Source organism: Glaciibacter kafniensis (assembly GCF_039538945.1).
Lineage (GTDB): Bacteria > Actinomycetota > Actinomycetes > Actinomycetales > Microbacteriaceae > Cryobacterium > Cryobacterium kafniensis.
In genome coordinates, this window is record NZ_BAABCN010000017.1 from 289,763 (window position 1) to 305,033 (window position 15,271).

17 protein-coding genes are annotated in these 15,271 nt (G+C 64.8%); 8 read left to right on the forward strand and 9 right to left on the reverse strand.

Translation table 11 applies throughout. The annotated features are described in order from the left end of the window. Positions 1-312: 312 nt before the first annotated feature. Together ABD791_RS20125 and ABD791_RS20130 are read left to right on the forward strand one after the other, a co-directional pair. Complete coding sequence (locus ABD791_RS20125) at positions 313-1,749, forward strand: aspartate ammonia-lyase (RefSeq protein WP_345069790.1); 1,437 nt, start codon at positions 313-315, stop codon at positions 1,747-1,749. 138 nt (positions 1,750-1,887) lie between these two features. Next, positions 1,888-2,808 (forward strand): alpha/beta fold hydrolase, encoded by a 921-nt coding sequence (locus tag ABD791_RS20130; protein WP_345069669.1) that lies wholly within the window; start codon positions 1,888-1,890, stop codon positions 2,806-2,808. Between the two features lie 42 nt (positions 2,809-2,850). On the opposite strand, the gene ABD791_RS20135 is transcribed toward ABD791_RS20130, so the two are convergent. Continuing rightward, positions 2,851-3,681 (reverse strand): glycosyltransferase family A protein, encoded by an 831-nt coding sequence (locus ABD791_RS20135; RefSeq protein WP_345069670.1) that lies wholly within the window; start codon positions 3,679-3,681, stop codon positions 2,851-2,853. A gap of 148 nt (positions 3,682-3,829) precedes the next feature. After that, positions 3,830-4,705 (reverse strand): fumarylacetoacetate hydrolase family protein, encoded by an 876-nt coding sequence (locus ABD791_RS20140; RefSeq protein ID WP_345069671.1) that lies wholly within the window; start codon positions 4,703-4,705, stop codon positions 3,830-3,832. A gap of 176 nt (positions 4,706-4,881) precedes the next feature. Here ABD791_RS20140 and gdhA point away from each other — a divergent pair, with 176 nt between their 5' ends. The 3 genes from gdhA to ABD791_RS20155 all read left to right on the forward strand — a co-directional run bounded on the left by gdhA (position 4,882) and on the right by ABD791_RS20155 (position 8,289). Beyond that, positions 4,882-6,243 carry an NADP-specific glutamate dehydrogenase gene (gene gdhA, locus ABD791_RS20145; RefSeq protein WP_345069672.1) on the forward strand — a complete coding sequence of 454 codons (1,362 nt, stop codon included), beginning with the start codon at positions 4,882-4,884 and terminating at the stop codon, positions 6,241-6,243. 84 nt (positions 6,244-6,327) lie between these two features. Next, entirely contained in the window at positions 6,328-7,728 is a 1,401-nt protein-coding gene (locus ABD791_RS20150; RefSeq protein WP_345069673.1) for an FAD-binding oxidoreductase, read from the forward strand. Positions 7,729-7,917: 189 nt separating this feature from the next. Beyond that, positions 7,918-8,289: an FKBP-type peptidyl-prolyl cis-trans isomerase gene (locus tag ABD791_RS20155; RefSeq protein ID WP_345069674.1), complete on the forward strand. Its 372-nt coding sequence runs from the start codon at positions 7,918-7,920 to the stop codon at positions 8,287-8,289. Between the two features lie 13 nt (positions 8,290-8,302). On the opposite strand, the gene ABD791_RS20160 is transcribed toward ABD791_RS20155, so the two are convergent. Then, the gene (locus tag ABD791_RS20160; RefSeq protein ID WP_345069675.1) at positions 8,303-8,455 is read right to left on the reverse strand and encodes a hypothetical protein; all 153 of its coding nucleotides are present in this window, start codon (positions 8,453-8,455) and stop codon (positions 8,303-8,305) included. Between ABD791_RS20160 and ABD791_RS20165 the strand changes: the two genes are divergently transcribed. After that, the gene (locus ABD791_RS20165) at positions 8,454-8,891 is read left to right on the forward strand and encodes a hypothetical protein (protein WP_345069676.1); all 438 of its coding nucleotides are present in this window, start codon (positions 8,454-8,456) and stop codon (positions 8,889-8,891) included. The genes ABD791_RS20160 and ABD791_RS20165 overlap by 2 nt on opposite strands. 34 nt (positions 8,892-8,925) lie before the next feature. Here the strand turns inward: ABD791_RS20165 and ABD791_RS20170 are convergent, their stop codons facing one another. From ABD791_RS20170 to ABD791_RS20195, 6 genes are all read right to left on the reverse strand, one after another. Beyond that, positions 8,926-9,777: an SDR family NAD(P)-dependent oxidoreductase gene (locus ABD791_RS20170; protein WP_345069677.1), complete on the reverse strand. Its 852-nt coding sequence runs from the start codon at positions 9,775-9,777 to the stop codon at positions 8,926-8,928. 81 nt (positions 9,778-9,858) lie between these two features. Then, positions 9,859-11,049: a hypothetical protein gene (locus tag ABD791_RS20175; RefSeq protein WP_345069678.1), complete on the reverse strand. Its 1,191-nt coding sequence runs from the start codon at positions 11,047-11,049 to the stop codon at positions 9,859-9,861. A gap of 58 nt (positions 11,050-11,107) precedes the next feature. Continuing rightward, complete coding sequence (locus tag ABD791_RS20180; protein WP_345069679.1) at positions 11,108-11,530, reverse strand: ester cyclase; 423 nt, start codon at positions 11,528-11,530, stop codon at positions 11,108-11,110. Positions 11,531-11,605: 75 nt separating this feature from the next. Next, on the reverse strand, positions 11,606-12,307 hold the full coding sequence (locus ABD791_RS20185) for a M23 family metallopeptidase (protein ID WP_345069681.1): 702 nt from the start codon (positions 12,305-12,307) through the stop codon (positions 11,606-11,608). Positions 12,308-12,312: 5 nt separating this feature from the next. After that, on the reverse strand, positions 12,313-12,591 hold the full coding sequence (locus ABD791_RS20190) for a protealysin inhibitor emfourin (protein ID WP_345069682.1): 279 nt from the start codon (positions 12,589-12,591) through the stop codon (positions 12,313-12,315). 7 nt (positions 12,592-12,598) lie between these two features. Beyond that, positions 12,599-13,735, reverse strand: a complete 1,137-nt coding sequence (locus ABD791_RS20195; protein WP_345069683.1) for a M4 family metallopeptidase — start codon at positions 13,733-13,735, stop codon at positions 12,599-12,601. 167 nt (positions 13,736-13,902) lie between these two features. On the opposite strand from ABD791_RS20195, the gene ABD791_RS20200 reads away from it, so the two are divergent. Both ABD791_RS20200 and ABD791_RS20205 read left to right on the forward strand, forming a co-directional pair. Beyond that, complete coding sequence (locus ABD791_RS20200; protein ID WP_345069685.1) at positions 13,903-14,793, forward strand: LLM class flavin-dependent oxidoreductase; 891 nt, start codon at positions 13,903-13,905, stop codon at positions 14,791-14,793. After that, entirely contained in the window at positions 14,793-15,248 is a 456-nt protein-coding gene (locus tag ABD791_RS20205) for a PaaI family thioesterase (RefSeq protein WP_345069687.1), read from the forward strand. The genes ABD791_RS20200 and ABD791_RS20205 overlap by 1 nt, the downstream gene beginning before the upstream one ends. Positions 15,249-15,271 lie beyond the last annotated feature (23 nt).

The following is a 15,271-nucleotide window of genomic DNA, read 5'->3' on the forward strand; positions in this document are numbered from 1 at the left end:
GTTCGTTCTGGAGCGCTCGCGTTCGCCGGTCACGGCAACGCCGGCACTCGCGCTCCGGAGGTCATTCTGTCGGACAACGCCGCCAGCCGCGCACGATCTGTGCGTCTGGCGGCGTTTTCGCGCGCCAACGGTGCGCCACAGCACGCTGCGGCCTCGGCAACGTTCAGGTGCCCGCGATAAGGTTGAAGGGTCAGGAGCCACAAGCTCACCCCCCTCGGCAATGGAGCCATAGTGTCAACTCGCGTGTCCGAAAATCCGTCAGCGCAGTCGGAAATCATCGATCCAACTCCCACACCGGCAGTCGATGCCGAGGTGGCCCGACCCGGGTTTCGGCTCGAACGGGATTCACTCGGCGCTCTCGAGGTTCCCGAGAACGCCTATTGGGGCGTGCACACCAAGCGCGCGATGGACAACTTTCCGATCGCCAAGCGGCCGATCTCGGTCTACCCCGACTTCATCGTCGCCCTCGCCTCGGTCAAGCAGGCCTGTGCCCGCGCGAACAAGGAGATCGGCGCTCTGAGCCCGGAGAAGGCCGGCTGGATCGACGCGGCCTGCCAAGACATCATCGAGGGCAAGTACCACGACGAATTCGTCGTCGGCGTCATCCAGGGTGGTGCCGGAACCTCGACGAACATGAACGCCAACGAGGTCATCTGCAACCTCGCGCTCGAACGCGCCGGGTACGCCAAGGGGCGTTACGACATCCTCAGCCCGATCGACCATGTCAACCGCAGCCAGTCGACCAACGACACGTACCCGACCGCGATCAAGATCGCGCTCAATTTCTCGCTGCAGCACCTGCTGCGTGAACTCAAGTTGCTGCAGGGCTCGTTCTCGGCCAAAGCCGTCGAGTTCAACCACATTCTGAAGGTCGGCCGCACCCAGATGCAGGATGCCGTGCCGATGACGCTCGGCCAGGAATTCCACGGCTACGCGACGACGCTCGGCGAAGACTACGACCGCCTCACCGAGACGATTTGGCTGTTGGCCGAAATCAACCTCGGCGCGACGGCAATCGGCACCGGCATCACCGCCGACCCTGGGTACGCGGCCGCCGCCATCCGTCACCTCAACACCATCACCGGCCTCGACCTCGTCACCGCACCCGACCTGATCGAGTCGACGAGCGATGCCGGCGGCTTCATGTCGTTCAGCGCCAACCTCAAGCGCAGCGCGATCAAGCTGTCGAAGATCTGCAACGACCTGCGTCTGCTCTCGTCTGGCCCGCAGGCCGGGTTCGGGGAGATCAACCTGCCGCCCAAGCAGGCCGGTTCGAGCATCATGCCTGGCAAGGTCAACCCGGTCATTCCCGAGGTCGTCAACCAGGTGGCGTTCGCCGTCGCCGGAGCGGATGTCACGGTGACGATGGCCGCAGAGGGCGGCCAGCTGCAGCTGAACGCCTTCGAGCCGGTGATTGCACACTCGCTGCTGCAGAGCCTGGCCTGGATGACACAGGCCATGTGGACCCTGCGGGTGAACTGCATCGACGGAATCACCGCCAACGAAGACCGCTTGCAGGCCATGGTCGGCTCGAGTGTCGGTGTGATCACCGCGCTGATCCCGCACATCGGCTACTCGGCTGCCGCGGCGCTGGCGAAGACGGCGCTGCTCACCGGCCGCAACGTGGCCGACCTGGTCGTCGAGTCGAAGCTGATGACCCGCGAAGACGTGATGCGGGAGCTTGAGCCGGCCCGCCTCTCCGGCATGGTCACCGACACCGGGACCAGCGCCATCCCGATCATCGAATAGCGATCAGCACGTCACGTCATGCCGAGCGGGCGGGGCGACGAACCGATGACTTCGTCGCCCCGCAGCTCCTTTCTCGCAGTGCAGTGCCTCTCTGTCCGCGCCGAAGCGCGAACAGAGAGGCAGGCGTAGCCTGAATCCGTGACTACCTGGGAGCGACGACGCTTTCGCCGGACGACGAACGGCGAGAGTGAGTCGGCTGCGGTCCTCGACAGTGCCCAGCCCGACATCGATTGGCGGATGCTCCCTCCCGGAGCACACCGCTTTCGATTTGCGGCCCCGAGCGGCTCACTTGCCGCTGTCTCCTTCGGGGACCCGGCCAACGAGCGCGTTGTTCTCGTGCCTGGCGCGACGGGCTCGAAGGAAGATTTCACGCTGGTCGCACCCCTGCTTGTCGCGGCAGGCTACTACGTCGAGAGCTACGACCTGGCCGGACAATACGAGTCGGCGGGGGCCGGACCTGAGCCGAGTCTGTCGTACGACTACGACCTCTTCGTGGGCGACCTCCTGGCCTTCTTGAACGCGGGCGAGGCGCCGGCGCACGTGCTCGGCTACTCGTTCGCCGGGTTCGTGGCTCAGCTGGCGTACCTGGCGCAGCCTGAGCTGTTTCTGTCGCTGGCCTTTCTCGGCATGCCGCCGCAGCCAGGGCAGAGTTTTCGCGGGGTGAGTTGGATTGGGCCGCTGAGCTATGTCATCCCGGCGCACACGATTGCCGGACTGCTGATCTGGGGAGTCAGGGGCAATCTCAACCACGCGTCGCCCGGCCGAGTGCCACTCGTGCGCGAGCGTTTCGACGACACGGTGCGTTGCAGCATCGACGACATCATCGGTCTGATGAAGCACGCCCCCGATCTGCGCGTCGAGTTGGCGGTCAGCGGCCTGCCCCTGCTGGTCGCGGTGGGAAGTCACGATCTCTGGCCGACCCGCCTGCAACGGGAATTCGCCGCGCTGATCCGCGCTGACTATCGGGAGTACTCGACGGGGCACAGCCCGTGCGAGACAACTCCGCACCAGCTCGCGCGCGACCTCGTCGCTCTCTATCGTCGAGCGTCCCCAGATTGAGTGAAGGCAGGCTGAGTGAAGGCGCCGCGTCAGACGACTGCCTCACGAGAGCGAGCGCGGCGGTTCGTCGGCCTCAGTCCCGGCCAGCCCCGCCTGCCCAGTTTGCGCGGTCTGGCCGGCCTGCCCAATGTGCCCGGTCTGCCCTGCCCGCATAGCGCGCCGAGCCTGCCGACGACGGAGCGGCGATTCGTCAGACCAATGCAGTTGCATGGTGCGAAACGCCCAACCGATGCGCCGAAAAAAGCCAGAGAAGCTGTTGAACGGCCGTGCCGAAATGCCAACCCGAAGCGACGATCGATAGACCACAACTGCCGACGGGTCGAGGTGGTAGCTGAGGTCGAGGTCGTCATGCACATTCGGTATCGTGCGGTGAACCTGCTCGCGCACACCACGCCACAGTTGCCTGCGCATCGCAAAATTGGAGCCGAAAATCGGCGGCTGGGTGAGCCACCAGCTCATGAACCAGAAGTAGCCGCCGATGTACAGATGTTCACCGAGAGCTGCGACAACCGGGCTGCAGTCATAGAACCGGCCGGGCCCGGTCAGCACGTCGATCTCGGGAGAGCGCAGAAACTCGGCCTCAATCTGGGCAAGCCAGTCGCCTGGAACAACCGAATCCGCGTCGATCCGGGCGATCAGGTCACCGGATGCCGCGTCATAGCCAGCCGCAGCGGCCGGCCAGATGCCGTGCACCGGCTCGCTCACCAGCCGAGCGCCTGCCGCGCGGGCAACGCTCGCCGAGGCATCCGTCGACCCATTGTCGACAACGATCACTTCATCGGCCAGACGCGTTTGAACGGCGAGTGCGGCGAGAGCTCTCTCGAGAAAAGGCGCATCGTTGAAGCAGGGGATCACGACCGTGATGCTGACCATCGCCCGCCGCCTCCACTCCCGCCTGTCGCCGGCGTTGAGGCGATCCTACGCCGGCTGTGATCCGCCGAGCTTGACCGTTGCGGTCGACCTGCCCAGGCGCACCAGGCAAACTCGACCCGAAGTGTCAAGCTCGCCGGAGAAGCGCGGCTTAGATCTCGCGGCAGTGAGTGGTGAGCATGCCGATCTTGTCGATGGTGATCGTGACGGTGGAGCCGTCGCGCAAGAACACCTGCGGCTTGCGGCTGTAGCCGGCTCCGCCCGGGCTGCCGGTGGAGATGAGGGTGCCGGGCAGCAAGGTTGCGGTCTTCGAGAGGTAGGAGATGATCTCGGCGACGGTGCGCACCATGTCGCCGCTCGAGGCATCCTGCAGGATGCGCCCGTCAACGTGGGTGGTCAGCCAGACATCCTGCGGGTCACCGATCTCATCGGCGGTGACGACGACGGGGCCGGTGGGGGTGAAACCATCGAAGGACTTGCAGCGTGACCACTGCGCTTCGGAGAACTGAAGGTTGCGCGCGGTGATGTCGTTGACGACCGTGTAGCCGAAGACATAGTCGAGCGCGTCGGCCACCGACACGTTGCGGGCCGGGCGACCGATGATGACACCGAGCTCGGCCTCGTAGTCGACCTCCTGGGTGATGTCAGCCGGCCAGCTGATGGTTGATTCGTGCCCGGTGAGCGAGTTCGGCCAGAGCGAGAAGATTGTGGCGGCGGTCTCGGAGCGCAGCTTCAGCTCGGAGGAGTGGGCCGCGTAGTTGGCACCGATCGCGATGATCTGCGGCGGGCGCAGAACGGCTGAGGAGTGCCTCAGCTCCTCAATCGGGGTGAGGCTGGTGCCGTGCGCGAGCGCATTGGCGACAAGCGCGCGCACCCGGTCGAACTCTTCAGGACCCTTGTCGAGCAGGTCCTGCAGATCGCGCGGTGCGTCATCAAGCACCTCGTCGAGAAAGAGGGCCCCGTCGCCCTGGGTGACCGCAAGGCGGGGAACAGACTGGCCTTCGATTCTCAAATGTGCAAACTTCACCTATCCAGGCTAGAGCACCTGCTGAGGCTAAACCTATGGAATAGGAGCAAAGACCGGGCGAACCCTTGGTGTCATAGGTACAAGATCAGCTGCGGCGTCGGAGCGCACCCGCAGTCAATCGCGCGCGAGCGTAGCCGGTACTCTGGAATTCTGAAACTGCGAGAAAGATGCAAAATATGAGCACGATTGATCCAGCAATCCAGCACGTCTTTGATGAAGTACTTCTGCGTAACGCCGGTGAGGTTGAATTTCACCAGGCAACACGAGAGGTCTTCGAATCCCTCGGACGCGTTGTGCTCAGACACCCGCAGTATGCCGATGCGTCGATTCTGCAGCGCATCTGCGAGCCCGAACGCCAGATCATTTTTCGTGTGCCGTGGATCGACGACTCGAACCGCGTGCAGATCAACCGTGGCTTCCGTGTTGAGTTCAACTCGGCGCTCGGCCCGTACAAGGGCGGCCTGCGCTTTCACCCCTCTGTGACTCTCGGCACCGTCAAATTCCTCGGTTTCGAGCAGATCTTCAAGAACGCGCTCACCGGCATGCCCATCGGCGGCGGCAAGGGCGGCAGCGACTTCGACCCCAAGGGCAAGTCAGAGCTCGAAATCATGCGCTTCTGCCAGTCGTTCATGACTGAGCTCTACCGCCACATCGGCGAGTACACGGATGTCCCTGCCGGCGACATCGGCGTCGGCGGACGCGAGATCGGCTACCTCTTCGGCCAGTACAAGCGCATCACCAACCGCTACGAGTCCGGTGTGCTCACCGGCAAGGGTGTCGGCTGGGGCGGATCCCGTGCGCGCACCGAGGCCACCGGCTACGGTGCGGTGTTCTTCACAGAGCAGATGCTCGCCACCCGCGGTGAAAGCTTCGACGGCGCTCGGGTGCTCGTCTCCGGTTCCGGAAACGTCGCGATCTACGCCATCGAAAAGGTGCACCAGCTCGGCGGCGTCGTCGTGGCCTGCTCCGACTCGGCCGGTGTCGTCTACGACAAGGATGGCCTCGACCTCGACCTGCTCCGGGAGGTCAAAGAGAACCAGCGCGGTCGCCTCTCTGACTACGCGGCGCTTCGCGGCTCGGCCTCCGAGTACCGCGCCGGTGGAAACATCTGGTCGCTCGCCGCTGAAACACGCATCGATGTCGCGCTTCCGTGCGCGACCCAGAACGAACTGCACGAAGAAGACGCCCGCGTTCTTGCCGCCAACGGCGTGCGCGCCGTGGCCGAGGGCGCGAACATGCCCTGTACGCCGGATGCCGTGCGTGTCTTCACCGAGGCTTCGGTGCTCTTCGCACCGGGCAAAGCCGCGAATGCCGGTGGTGTCGCCACCTCGGCTCTCGAAATGCAGCAGAACGCATCGCGCGACTCCTGGACCTTCGAGCACACCGAGGAGCGCCTCGCCGAGATCATGCGCGGCATTCACGAAAGCTGCGCGACGACGGCTGAGGAGTATGGCGAGCCGGGCAACTACGTGCTGGGCGCCAACATCTCGGGCTTCACCCGCGTCGCAGACGCCATGCTCGCGCAGGGCGTGATCTAGCCGATCTCGAAATATCGGTGATCGAGACGCGGCCGACTCCGTCGGGCGCTCCTCGATCACCGGGTTTTCCGAAAGAATGATGGCATGACCGCACTTCACCGTCTGCAGGCCGAACTCGGCGCTATCGTCAGTGTCGATCCCGGCGACCTCGCCGCCGCCCGCATCGACAAGTCGGGCTGGCAGGCCTTCGGGATGCCGTTGGCCCTGGTCGCAGCGACCTCGGCCCTGCAGGTGCAGACCACGCTGCGCATCGCCAGCGAGTTCGGCGTTCCGGTCGTCACCCGGGGGGCGGGAACCGGCCTGGCCGGAGGCGCGTGCGGAACCGACGGCTCGATCGTGCTCAGTCTGGCCGGCATGAATCGCATCCTTGAGATCCGGCCACAAGACGAACTCGCCGTCGTCGAGCCCGGGGTCATCAACCAAGACTTGAATGACGCGCTTGCCCCGCACGGCCTGTGGTTTGCGCCAGACCCGGCAAGCAAAGCCATCTCCACGATCGGCGGAAACATTGCCACCAACGCCGGCGGGCTGCTCTGTGCCAAGTACGGCGTGACCCGTGAAGCGGTTCTGGCGCTGACGGTGGTGCTGGCCGACGGCAGCCTCCTTGAGATGGGGCACCGCAGTGTGAAAGGCGTCACCGGCTACGACCTCACCGCGCTGTTCACCGGTTCAGAAGGAACCCTCGGCGTGATCGTGGGCGCGACGGTGCGCACCCCGGCACGTCCGACCGGAGCGGTCTCGACAATTGGGGCGGTGTTTGCCGACGTTGCCTCCGCTGCCGCGGCATCCGCTTCGATCACGGCCGCACGTCTGCGTCCGGCTGTGATGGAACTGCTCGACCCGTCGGCGCTTCGGGCGATTGCCGGCTATCTCGGCCCTGACAATATGGCGGGCTTGCCGCTCGGCCACGGCGCTTTTCTGTTGCTGCAGACCGATGGCCCGCTGGCCCGCGTCGAGGCCGAAGCCGCACTGAGAATTCTGCGTGAGGCCGGAGGTGACGCAGAACTGTCGACCGATCGGGAATCGGGCGAGCAATTGCTCGCGATTCGTCGCGCCATGCACCCGGCCTTGGCCGCGCAGGGCGAGGTTCTGATCGAGGATGTCTCGGTACCGCGGTCGCGGATGGCTGAGATGTTCGAAGAGATCGCTCGGATCAGTGAACGAACCGGCGTGACAATTCCGACTGTCGCTCATGCCGGCGACGGAAATCTGCATCCTAACTTTGTGATTCCCTTCGACCCTGACAAGGCAGCGGATGCCCCGCTGGTGCCCGAGCACATCTGGGCGGCTGCCGACGAACTGTTCAGGGCCGCTCTCGCACTCGGCGGTACTCTGACCGGCGAGCACGGTGTCGGTGTTCTCAAACAGCGTTGGCTGATCGACGAACTCGGCGAGACAAGCTTCGGGCTTCAGCGACAGCTGAAAGCGGTGTTCGACCCACAGGGCATTCTCAACCCGGGAGTCATGTTCGCCGCCGCGAAATAGCGGTGGGAACCGCTCATTCCGAGCTGGTGTCCAGGGAATAGAAAACCCGCCGTCCGGTCGAGTGGCACTGCCGACTAGCGATCCGGGGCGGCGGGTTTGTCTTACTTAAGGGTGCACCCGCCGGGGTCGATTAAGCAAGCACTTCTTTTTCAATGTGCGTCAAGTCACGAAATCCGCTTGGATGGTGCAATGACTGATTTGAATTCAAAACCTGAACTTGACTTCCCCGAGGGTCCCGCGCCCGAGGCCCTCGAAATTGTTGACATCGTGGTGGGCGACGGCGCAGAGGCGACGCCCGGCGCCAAGGTTGACGTGCACTACCTCGGTGTCGAGTTCGACACCGGCGACGAGTTCGACTCGTCGTGGGGTCGCGGCCAGTCGGTCAACTTTCCGCTCGGCTCGCTTATCGCCGGCTGGCAGCAGGGTATCCCCGGAATGAAGGTCGGCGGACGCCGCAAGCTCGTCGTTCCTCCGCACCTGGCCTACGGTCCCGCCGGTTCGGGTCACCACCTCGGTGGCAAGACCCTGATCTTCGTGATCGACCTGCTGGGCGTCAGCTAACCCGCAGCACCCCTCACACCGGCGTGGTCACCGCGTTGCCAGTGGGCAGCCGGGGCCACGCCGTCGTGCGTTGCGGCGCTGCCCTGAGTGGGGCGTTGCTCCAGTTCGACGGCAAAATGCACACCTGCTCTTTCGCGCCGGGCGTCACGCGCAGATAATGAGCCATGATCTCCTCCGACCTGGCCAGGTCCCTGCGTCACGCGGGATTGGCGTGGCAACCGGCATCCGGCGACTTCTTTCGCATCGAGCGCCCCGAGTTCGAGACCGACGTCTTCACGGTCAGCGACATGGCGATCGAGTCACACGAGTTCGATACCGGAACGATTCTCGGGTTCAACGGAACCACCGAATGGGCGCTCGATTCGTTGGCGCTCGAGGATGCCCTCTGGTTGCCCCGTGAAGATCAGCTGCGCGAGTTTCTCGGCCCCCGATTCCACTCGTTGGAGCGGTTGGCCGATGACCAGTATCGCGTGGAGATCGACATCGGCGGTGTCCAGGTCGACTGCATCAGGTCAGACCCGGCAGATGCCTACAGCCTGGCCATTCTCGCGGTGCTGGCAGGGCTGCCGAGCGAGGACGAGAGGGCGGCAAACGGTGACTGAGCAGTGCGACGGGAACGTGGCGCACGGAGCGTGATCAGCTGACCCACGCCCCGGTCATTCGCTGCACGCCCCCACCGTCGAGGTCGGCGAGCTTGACCCCGACGAAGGCGCGCGCGGCATCGGAGGTCTGCACTCGGAACGGTGGCCTGTCTCCGCTGAGCAGCCCGGCGATGAATCGACCGGCATCCTCAGCCGACTGTGCGTTGTCAAACGCAGTTTCCGTGCGCGCGACATAGGCCCGCAGGGCGTCGGCATACGGGTCATCGGCCGGGTGGGTTCGCTCCCGGTCGAAGCCCACGTTTTCGACGAAGGCAGAGGCGACGGCCGCCGGTTCGACGACGGTCACCGAGACGCCGGCCGTTGCCGCCACTGGGGCGAGGCTCTCCATGAAGCCTTCGACAGCGAACTTCGCGGCGCAGTAGGCCTCGTTGAACGGCTGGCCGACGATTCCACCGACGCTCGTCACCGAGAGCAGACGCCCGTGCGCGGCGCGGAGGTGGGGGAGCGCGGCCCTCGTCATGGTGACGGCGCCGAAGAAATTCAGTTCCATCACCTCGCGCACATCGGCACCGCTCTCGTGCTCGATGGTGCCGATATGGCCGGCCCCTGCGTTGTTGACGAGGGCGTCGAGTCGGCCGTGGTCGCCGACGACATCACCGACGACATCCGTCACCCACTGCGGCTCTGTCACATCGAGACGACGGATGTCGAGGCGCACGCCGAGCGCCGAAGCGGCGTCGCGCAGGGTGTCGGAACGATCGAGGTTGCGCATGGTGGCCACCACGGTGTGACCGGCTTGCGCGGCGACGAGGGCAGTGTGCAGGCCGATGCCGGATGAAGTGCCGGTGATCAGAACGACATTCGGGGTGGGGGATGAAGTGCTCATGCGTCATCGTCTCACCGACGCCGCGGTTGCGCGAGGGGCGTTCCGCTGCCCGATCAACGCTGCCCGATCAGTGCCGGCTGATCAATTCCGGCTGATCAACGCCCATGCCCAGACCAGCGCGAAGGCGACGAAGAATGCGGCGCCGAGCCAGCCCGAGCGGTATTTCAACCGCCGCCCCTCTGGCGCAACCTTTTCATCCCCCGAAACGGAGACGCAAGGGGTGTTCAGATGGGCCCGAGTCATCCGTTCGTCGCGGTAGCGTTCGGTTTGTTTGAGTGTCTTCGCGCCCACCGTGCTGACGATGCTGAACAGGCGGTGAAGCACGCGCGGATCCGTCATCGCGAAGGGTTTCGCGGAGTAGATGAACATCCAGTCGTCGATGATCTCGACGTCGAAGCTGCCGGCATTGTCGATCAGCAGCGCCATCAGGTCTGGCGTGAAGACATACAGTGCGTCTGGCTCATACTCGTGTGGGCAGTAGAGCGTGAAATGCGAGTTGAAGTCGCCTTCGAGACGGAGTTTTTGGTTGCGCGCGACGCTGATCGGCAGATTCATGGCACCGAACAGTCCGTTGTTCGAACGGGAGTCGAGCAGCATATGAGGCAGCTGCCGATCGAGTTGCAACGCCAAATAACCCCAGCTGTGGATGGTGCGATCGTCACCTGACCGGGTCGTGAATCGGTAGTTGCCGAGGTCGAGCACGCGGCCACCGTTCGAGTGGATGCGGTCATAGCCGGCACGATCGCTGCCCGGACGAAAGATCGCCCCCGGGTACGAGAGTCCGGGGGAGAGCGGTTCGGCGACCAAGCCGTTCGCCACGGCGAAACGGTCAAGTCGATACCAGCGCGCCCAGTCTCCGAGCGGCGGCCCTGAGCGCACCGTCTTGACGACGATGAGCACAGCCACCAGCCCGATGAACAGCGGAATCGCGATGAAAGGACCGATCATCCAGCCTCCCGAGAAATCAGAGGAATCAGCCGAGAGCCGCTGCGCTGACCAGAACGCGGTGGCCACGCTGAGGGCGACCGCGGCGACGGCGAGAATGACGAGGCCGATGACCACCATCAGGGCGAGAGCCAGGAAGCGCGCGACGGTTCCCTTCGCCCAGGCAGCGCCATTCAGCCGGGACGTGCGGCGGTACTCACGCATCGCCGCCCGATCGACCGGATCGGTGAGGGCGCGATAGTCAATCGCGGTCACGCTCAGCGGGCCGTGGGGGCCCGTCGCCGCCGCCTCGCCGGGTGACCGGGTCGTCTCTGTGTCGTCGCTCATCTGTTTCAGACTAGATGTACGCCGCGAGGCCGTCGCCGCGGTTGTCGACTGAGCGACGTCACTCTGCGGGAGGCCCCGCCGGAACGGCACCGATCTGCTGCATCATCCCCAGGGCGTCATATACCCCCCAATGCTCATGCACGAGACCGTCGCTGCCGACGCGAAAAATGTCGATCAGCTGCACGTTGACGCTCTTTCCCGAGGCCGCCATGCCCATGAAGTCTCCCTGGTTGGTTCCGGTGAATCTCGCCCGCACGACCACTTTCTCGCCGCTCACCACGACATCTTGAACATCAATCTTCATGTCAGGGAATGCTGCCTTTTGCATTCGGAAGAAATCCTTCACTCCTGATTTCGTCGGTTCAAAACCCGGTGTCAGTTCGTACTCAATGAAATCGTCGGCCAGAAGGTCACCGAATTTGTCGATATCTCCGGCGTTCAGATGGTCGTAGGCGCTTCGTGCCATCGTCTCGTTGTCCATTTCTTCCTCCTTTGAGAGGTTTCCTACCGGGAAGTGTGTACTTCGTCGGGGTGGCCGTCTACCCCGACGGGACGGTCACCGGCCACTTTCCGCCACACCGACATGCAGCGGTTCAACGACCGCACCCTCGGCCGGAACCCCGGACTCCCTGATCTGAAAATGAGTGGTGCCGCGCGCCGATTCGCGATAGCGGCGAAACTGCATCGGCAGGCCGCTGGCGCGGGAGAGGTCGGGGCTGTCCATGACCTGCAGATGCAGATGGGGCTGAGTCGAGTTGCCGGAGTTTCCGCATTCTCCGATCGGTTGACCGGTCGTCACCTTCTCGCCGGGCGACACACGAATGGAGCCGGCGCGCAGATGAACAAGCACGACAAATGCCTCACGGCCGTCTAACTTGACGGTCAGAAAGTTGCCAGCGATCGCTTCAACGCCCCGACGCACCCGAGCGCTCTGGCCGAGCGCGTAGGGCACCAGCGCGAGTTGAGACCTCCGAGCCACGTGATCGATTTCACCGTCGTGCACCTCGACGACGATGCCGTCGACCGGCGAAAGAATCGCACGGCCGAAAGCGAAGAATCGCTCCGCCGGTTCCGTGGCGAAGACGGTGCGCCAGTCACGCTGAGCCGCAGTGCGCCGCCGGGCGTCGACTCCGATGAAATCGATGGCGTACCGCTCGCCCCACAGATCGGTTCCGTGGCTGGGCACTCGGCGGGCCGGACTGTTCTGCACGAGCCAGAGACTAGTGAAGGGCAGCGCGATGACGATCGGTGCGCTCACCGTGACTACTCCGTGGGAGGAGGCCGGTGCGCCCGCTGCACTCGTTCGACGAGCTCCCGCCATGGCCCGGCCAAGTCGGGTTCGGCCAGTTCGACATCGTGGGCGTTGCAACGGATGCGATAGACGAACCGGTCGGGTTGCGGGGCGGTTCTCGGTGAGTCTCTCCACGGCAGGGTTGAGATGAGAGCCAGCCAATCGGAGGAGTCGGGCTGATCCTCGACCTGAACCTCCCAGGTGAGACGGATGCCCGCAATCCCGCCGCTTCTCGACACGATGACTTTCATGAGGCACCTACCTCGCACCGAGTGTGCTGACGCCGACGGTATGCCAGGCGGTCGTCACCGCGTGCTGCTCAGCTGAATCCACTCCGAACCGGGTGGCAGCGGCCGTCTCGGTCGCCCGAGCGAAGTCAGCGAAGTCAGCATTTGGGGCCAGCGTGCTGCCAGTGGGTGTGCGGCCGGTCAGAGCGTCGTACCAAATCTGACCAGGAGCCTCCCACGCGTTGCCGCCGAGGGCATCCGCCACCAGATAGAACGCCCGATTCGGGATGCCGGAATTCAGATGGACACCGCCGTTGTCGGCATCGGTGTCGACGTAGCCCGCCATCTCTGACGGCTGCGGGTCTTTGCCGAGCACGTCATCGTTGTAAGCGGTGCCCGGAGCTTTCAGCGAACGGAGCGCCGTGCCTTCGACCTGATCGGTGAACAGGCCCTCACCGACCAGCCAGCTCGCCTGCGTCGTGCTCTGGCCGAACGCGAATTGCTCGACCAACGACCCGAAGACGTCGGCGATCGACTCATTCAGTGCCCCGGACTGCCCGCGATAGTCGAGGTTCGCGGTGTGCTGCACGACGCCGTGGGTGAGCTCATGCCCGATCACGGTGAGCGAGAGCGTGAACCGATTGAACACCTGTCCGTCTCCGTCGCCGAAGACCATGCGTTCGCCGTTCCAGAACGCGTTGTCGTAGTGATCGCCGTAGTGCACCGACGCATCGAGGGGCAGCCCGGCGCCGTCGATTGAGTCGCGCTGAAACTGAGTCCAAAACATCACGTGGGTTGATCCGAGTCCGTCGTAGGCCTCATTCACCGCGAGGTCGGCGACGGGCGGCTGACCCTCGCGGCGCACGATCCGACCTGGCAGCAACTCCCGGCCGCCGGCATCCGCCACCGTACGGTCGATCGATCCCGGTCGGTGCCCCGGTCGCGTGGCAGCTGCCGTTCGCGGCGCACCAGAAAGCGGAGTGGGCGGTTGTGCCGGAATGCGGAGCTCACGGAGCGGGAGATCCCGCAGCAAGGACTGGCGTGCCGCCTCTGCCGCGCCGGCGTAGCGCGGATCGGTGAGCCGGGCGAGCCGCACCAAGAGGTACGGCGGCACAATGGTGCAGCGCGCGGGCCAGTGCTGCTCGACGTTGTGCGGCGTACCGGTCATGAGCTGAGTCTGCCACCCGCGACTGACAGCACAAACAGTCGCGCTGAGATCACGAGTGGAGTTGTGGAATTGCCAGTCGTGGTTCGCTGCTCCCGCTGGCCGGTGTCGCTGTTCCCGCTGGCCGGTGTCGCTACTCCCGCTGGCCGGTGCGTCCGTAGACTCGCACCATGCGATTTGGAATTGTGATTCTCCCGCAAGACTCCTGGCGTCACGCACGCCGCAAGTGGCAGGCGGCCGAAGATTTCGGGTTCGACCATGCCTGGACCTACGACCACCTTTCCTGGCGCACCCTCGCCGATCAGCCCTGGCAGGCGACGGTGCCGACCCTCGCGGCCGCAGCGGCGGTGACCAGCGAAATCAAGCTCGGCACCTTCGTTGCCTCGCCGAATTTTCGGCATCCGGTGACGTTTGCCAAGGAGGTCGCGACGATCGACGACATCTCCGACGGACGATTTCTACTCGGGATCGGTTCGGGCGGCACGGGCTTCGACGCCTTCGTTCTGGGACAGGCCGAGTACACTCCGGCTGAGCGGCATGGCCGATTCGCCGAGTTCGTGACAAGCCTCGACCTGCTGTTGCGGCATGAGGAGCCAGGCTCCGGCGGGGTGAGCTTTCGGGGTGACTGGTTCACCGCCGTTGACGCGCGCATGGTCGGGCGCCCGGCACAACACCCGCGCGTTCCCTTCGTGATCGCCGCAAACGGGCCACGCGGTCTGGGGCTTGTCGCGCAATTTGGAGCCGGCTGGGTGACCACCGGCGCGGACGGCGTCGATGGCGACGAGTGGTGGGCCGGCGTGCGCCAGATGGTCGGCCGGTTGGAGATGGCAGCGCATGCCGCCGGCCGCGACCCGCAAACCATCGACCGCTACCTCTCGCTCGACAGCGGTGGCTCCTACTCTTTGCAGAGCGTTGGTGCCTTTCAGGATGCCGTCGGCCGGGCTGCAGAACTCGGCTTCACCGACGTGATCAGCCACTGGCCGCGAGCCGACGGTATCTATGCCGGCTCCGAAGCCGTTCTCGACGAGGTCGTCGGCACATTCGACGAATGGCGCAGCTGATGTCAGAGACGCTTATGGAAGAAATGGGCCCCGGCCTGTCGGGCATTGAACAGTTGCGTGCGTTGATTGCGTCAGGTCGCCGCCCCGGAATCGCCGAGTCGCTTGATTTCGACCTGGTCGAGGTCGGCGAGGGGAGTGCCGTGTTCGCCGGAACGCCCGGCCCGCACGCCTACAACCCGATCGGCTCGGTGCACGGCGGTTACGCGGCATCCCTGCTCGACAGCGCCTGCGGCTGCGCCGCGCATTCACGGCTCAGCGCAACGCAGGGCTACACCACGCTCGAGCTCAAGGTGTCGTACCACAAGGCCATCACCACCGACACCGGACCGATGCGGGCCGAGGCAACGCTGATCTCGTTCGGTCGCCGCGTGGCGTTCGCCGAGGCCAAGCTGGTGGATGCGTCGGGTCGCGTGTACGCGAGTGCCACCTCGACTCTGTTGGTGTTCGAGCGCTAGAAATAGTGGGATTGTCGGCCACG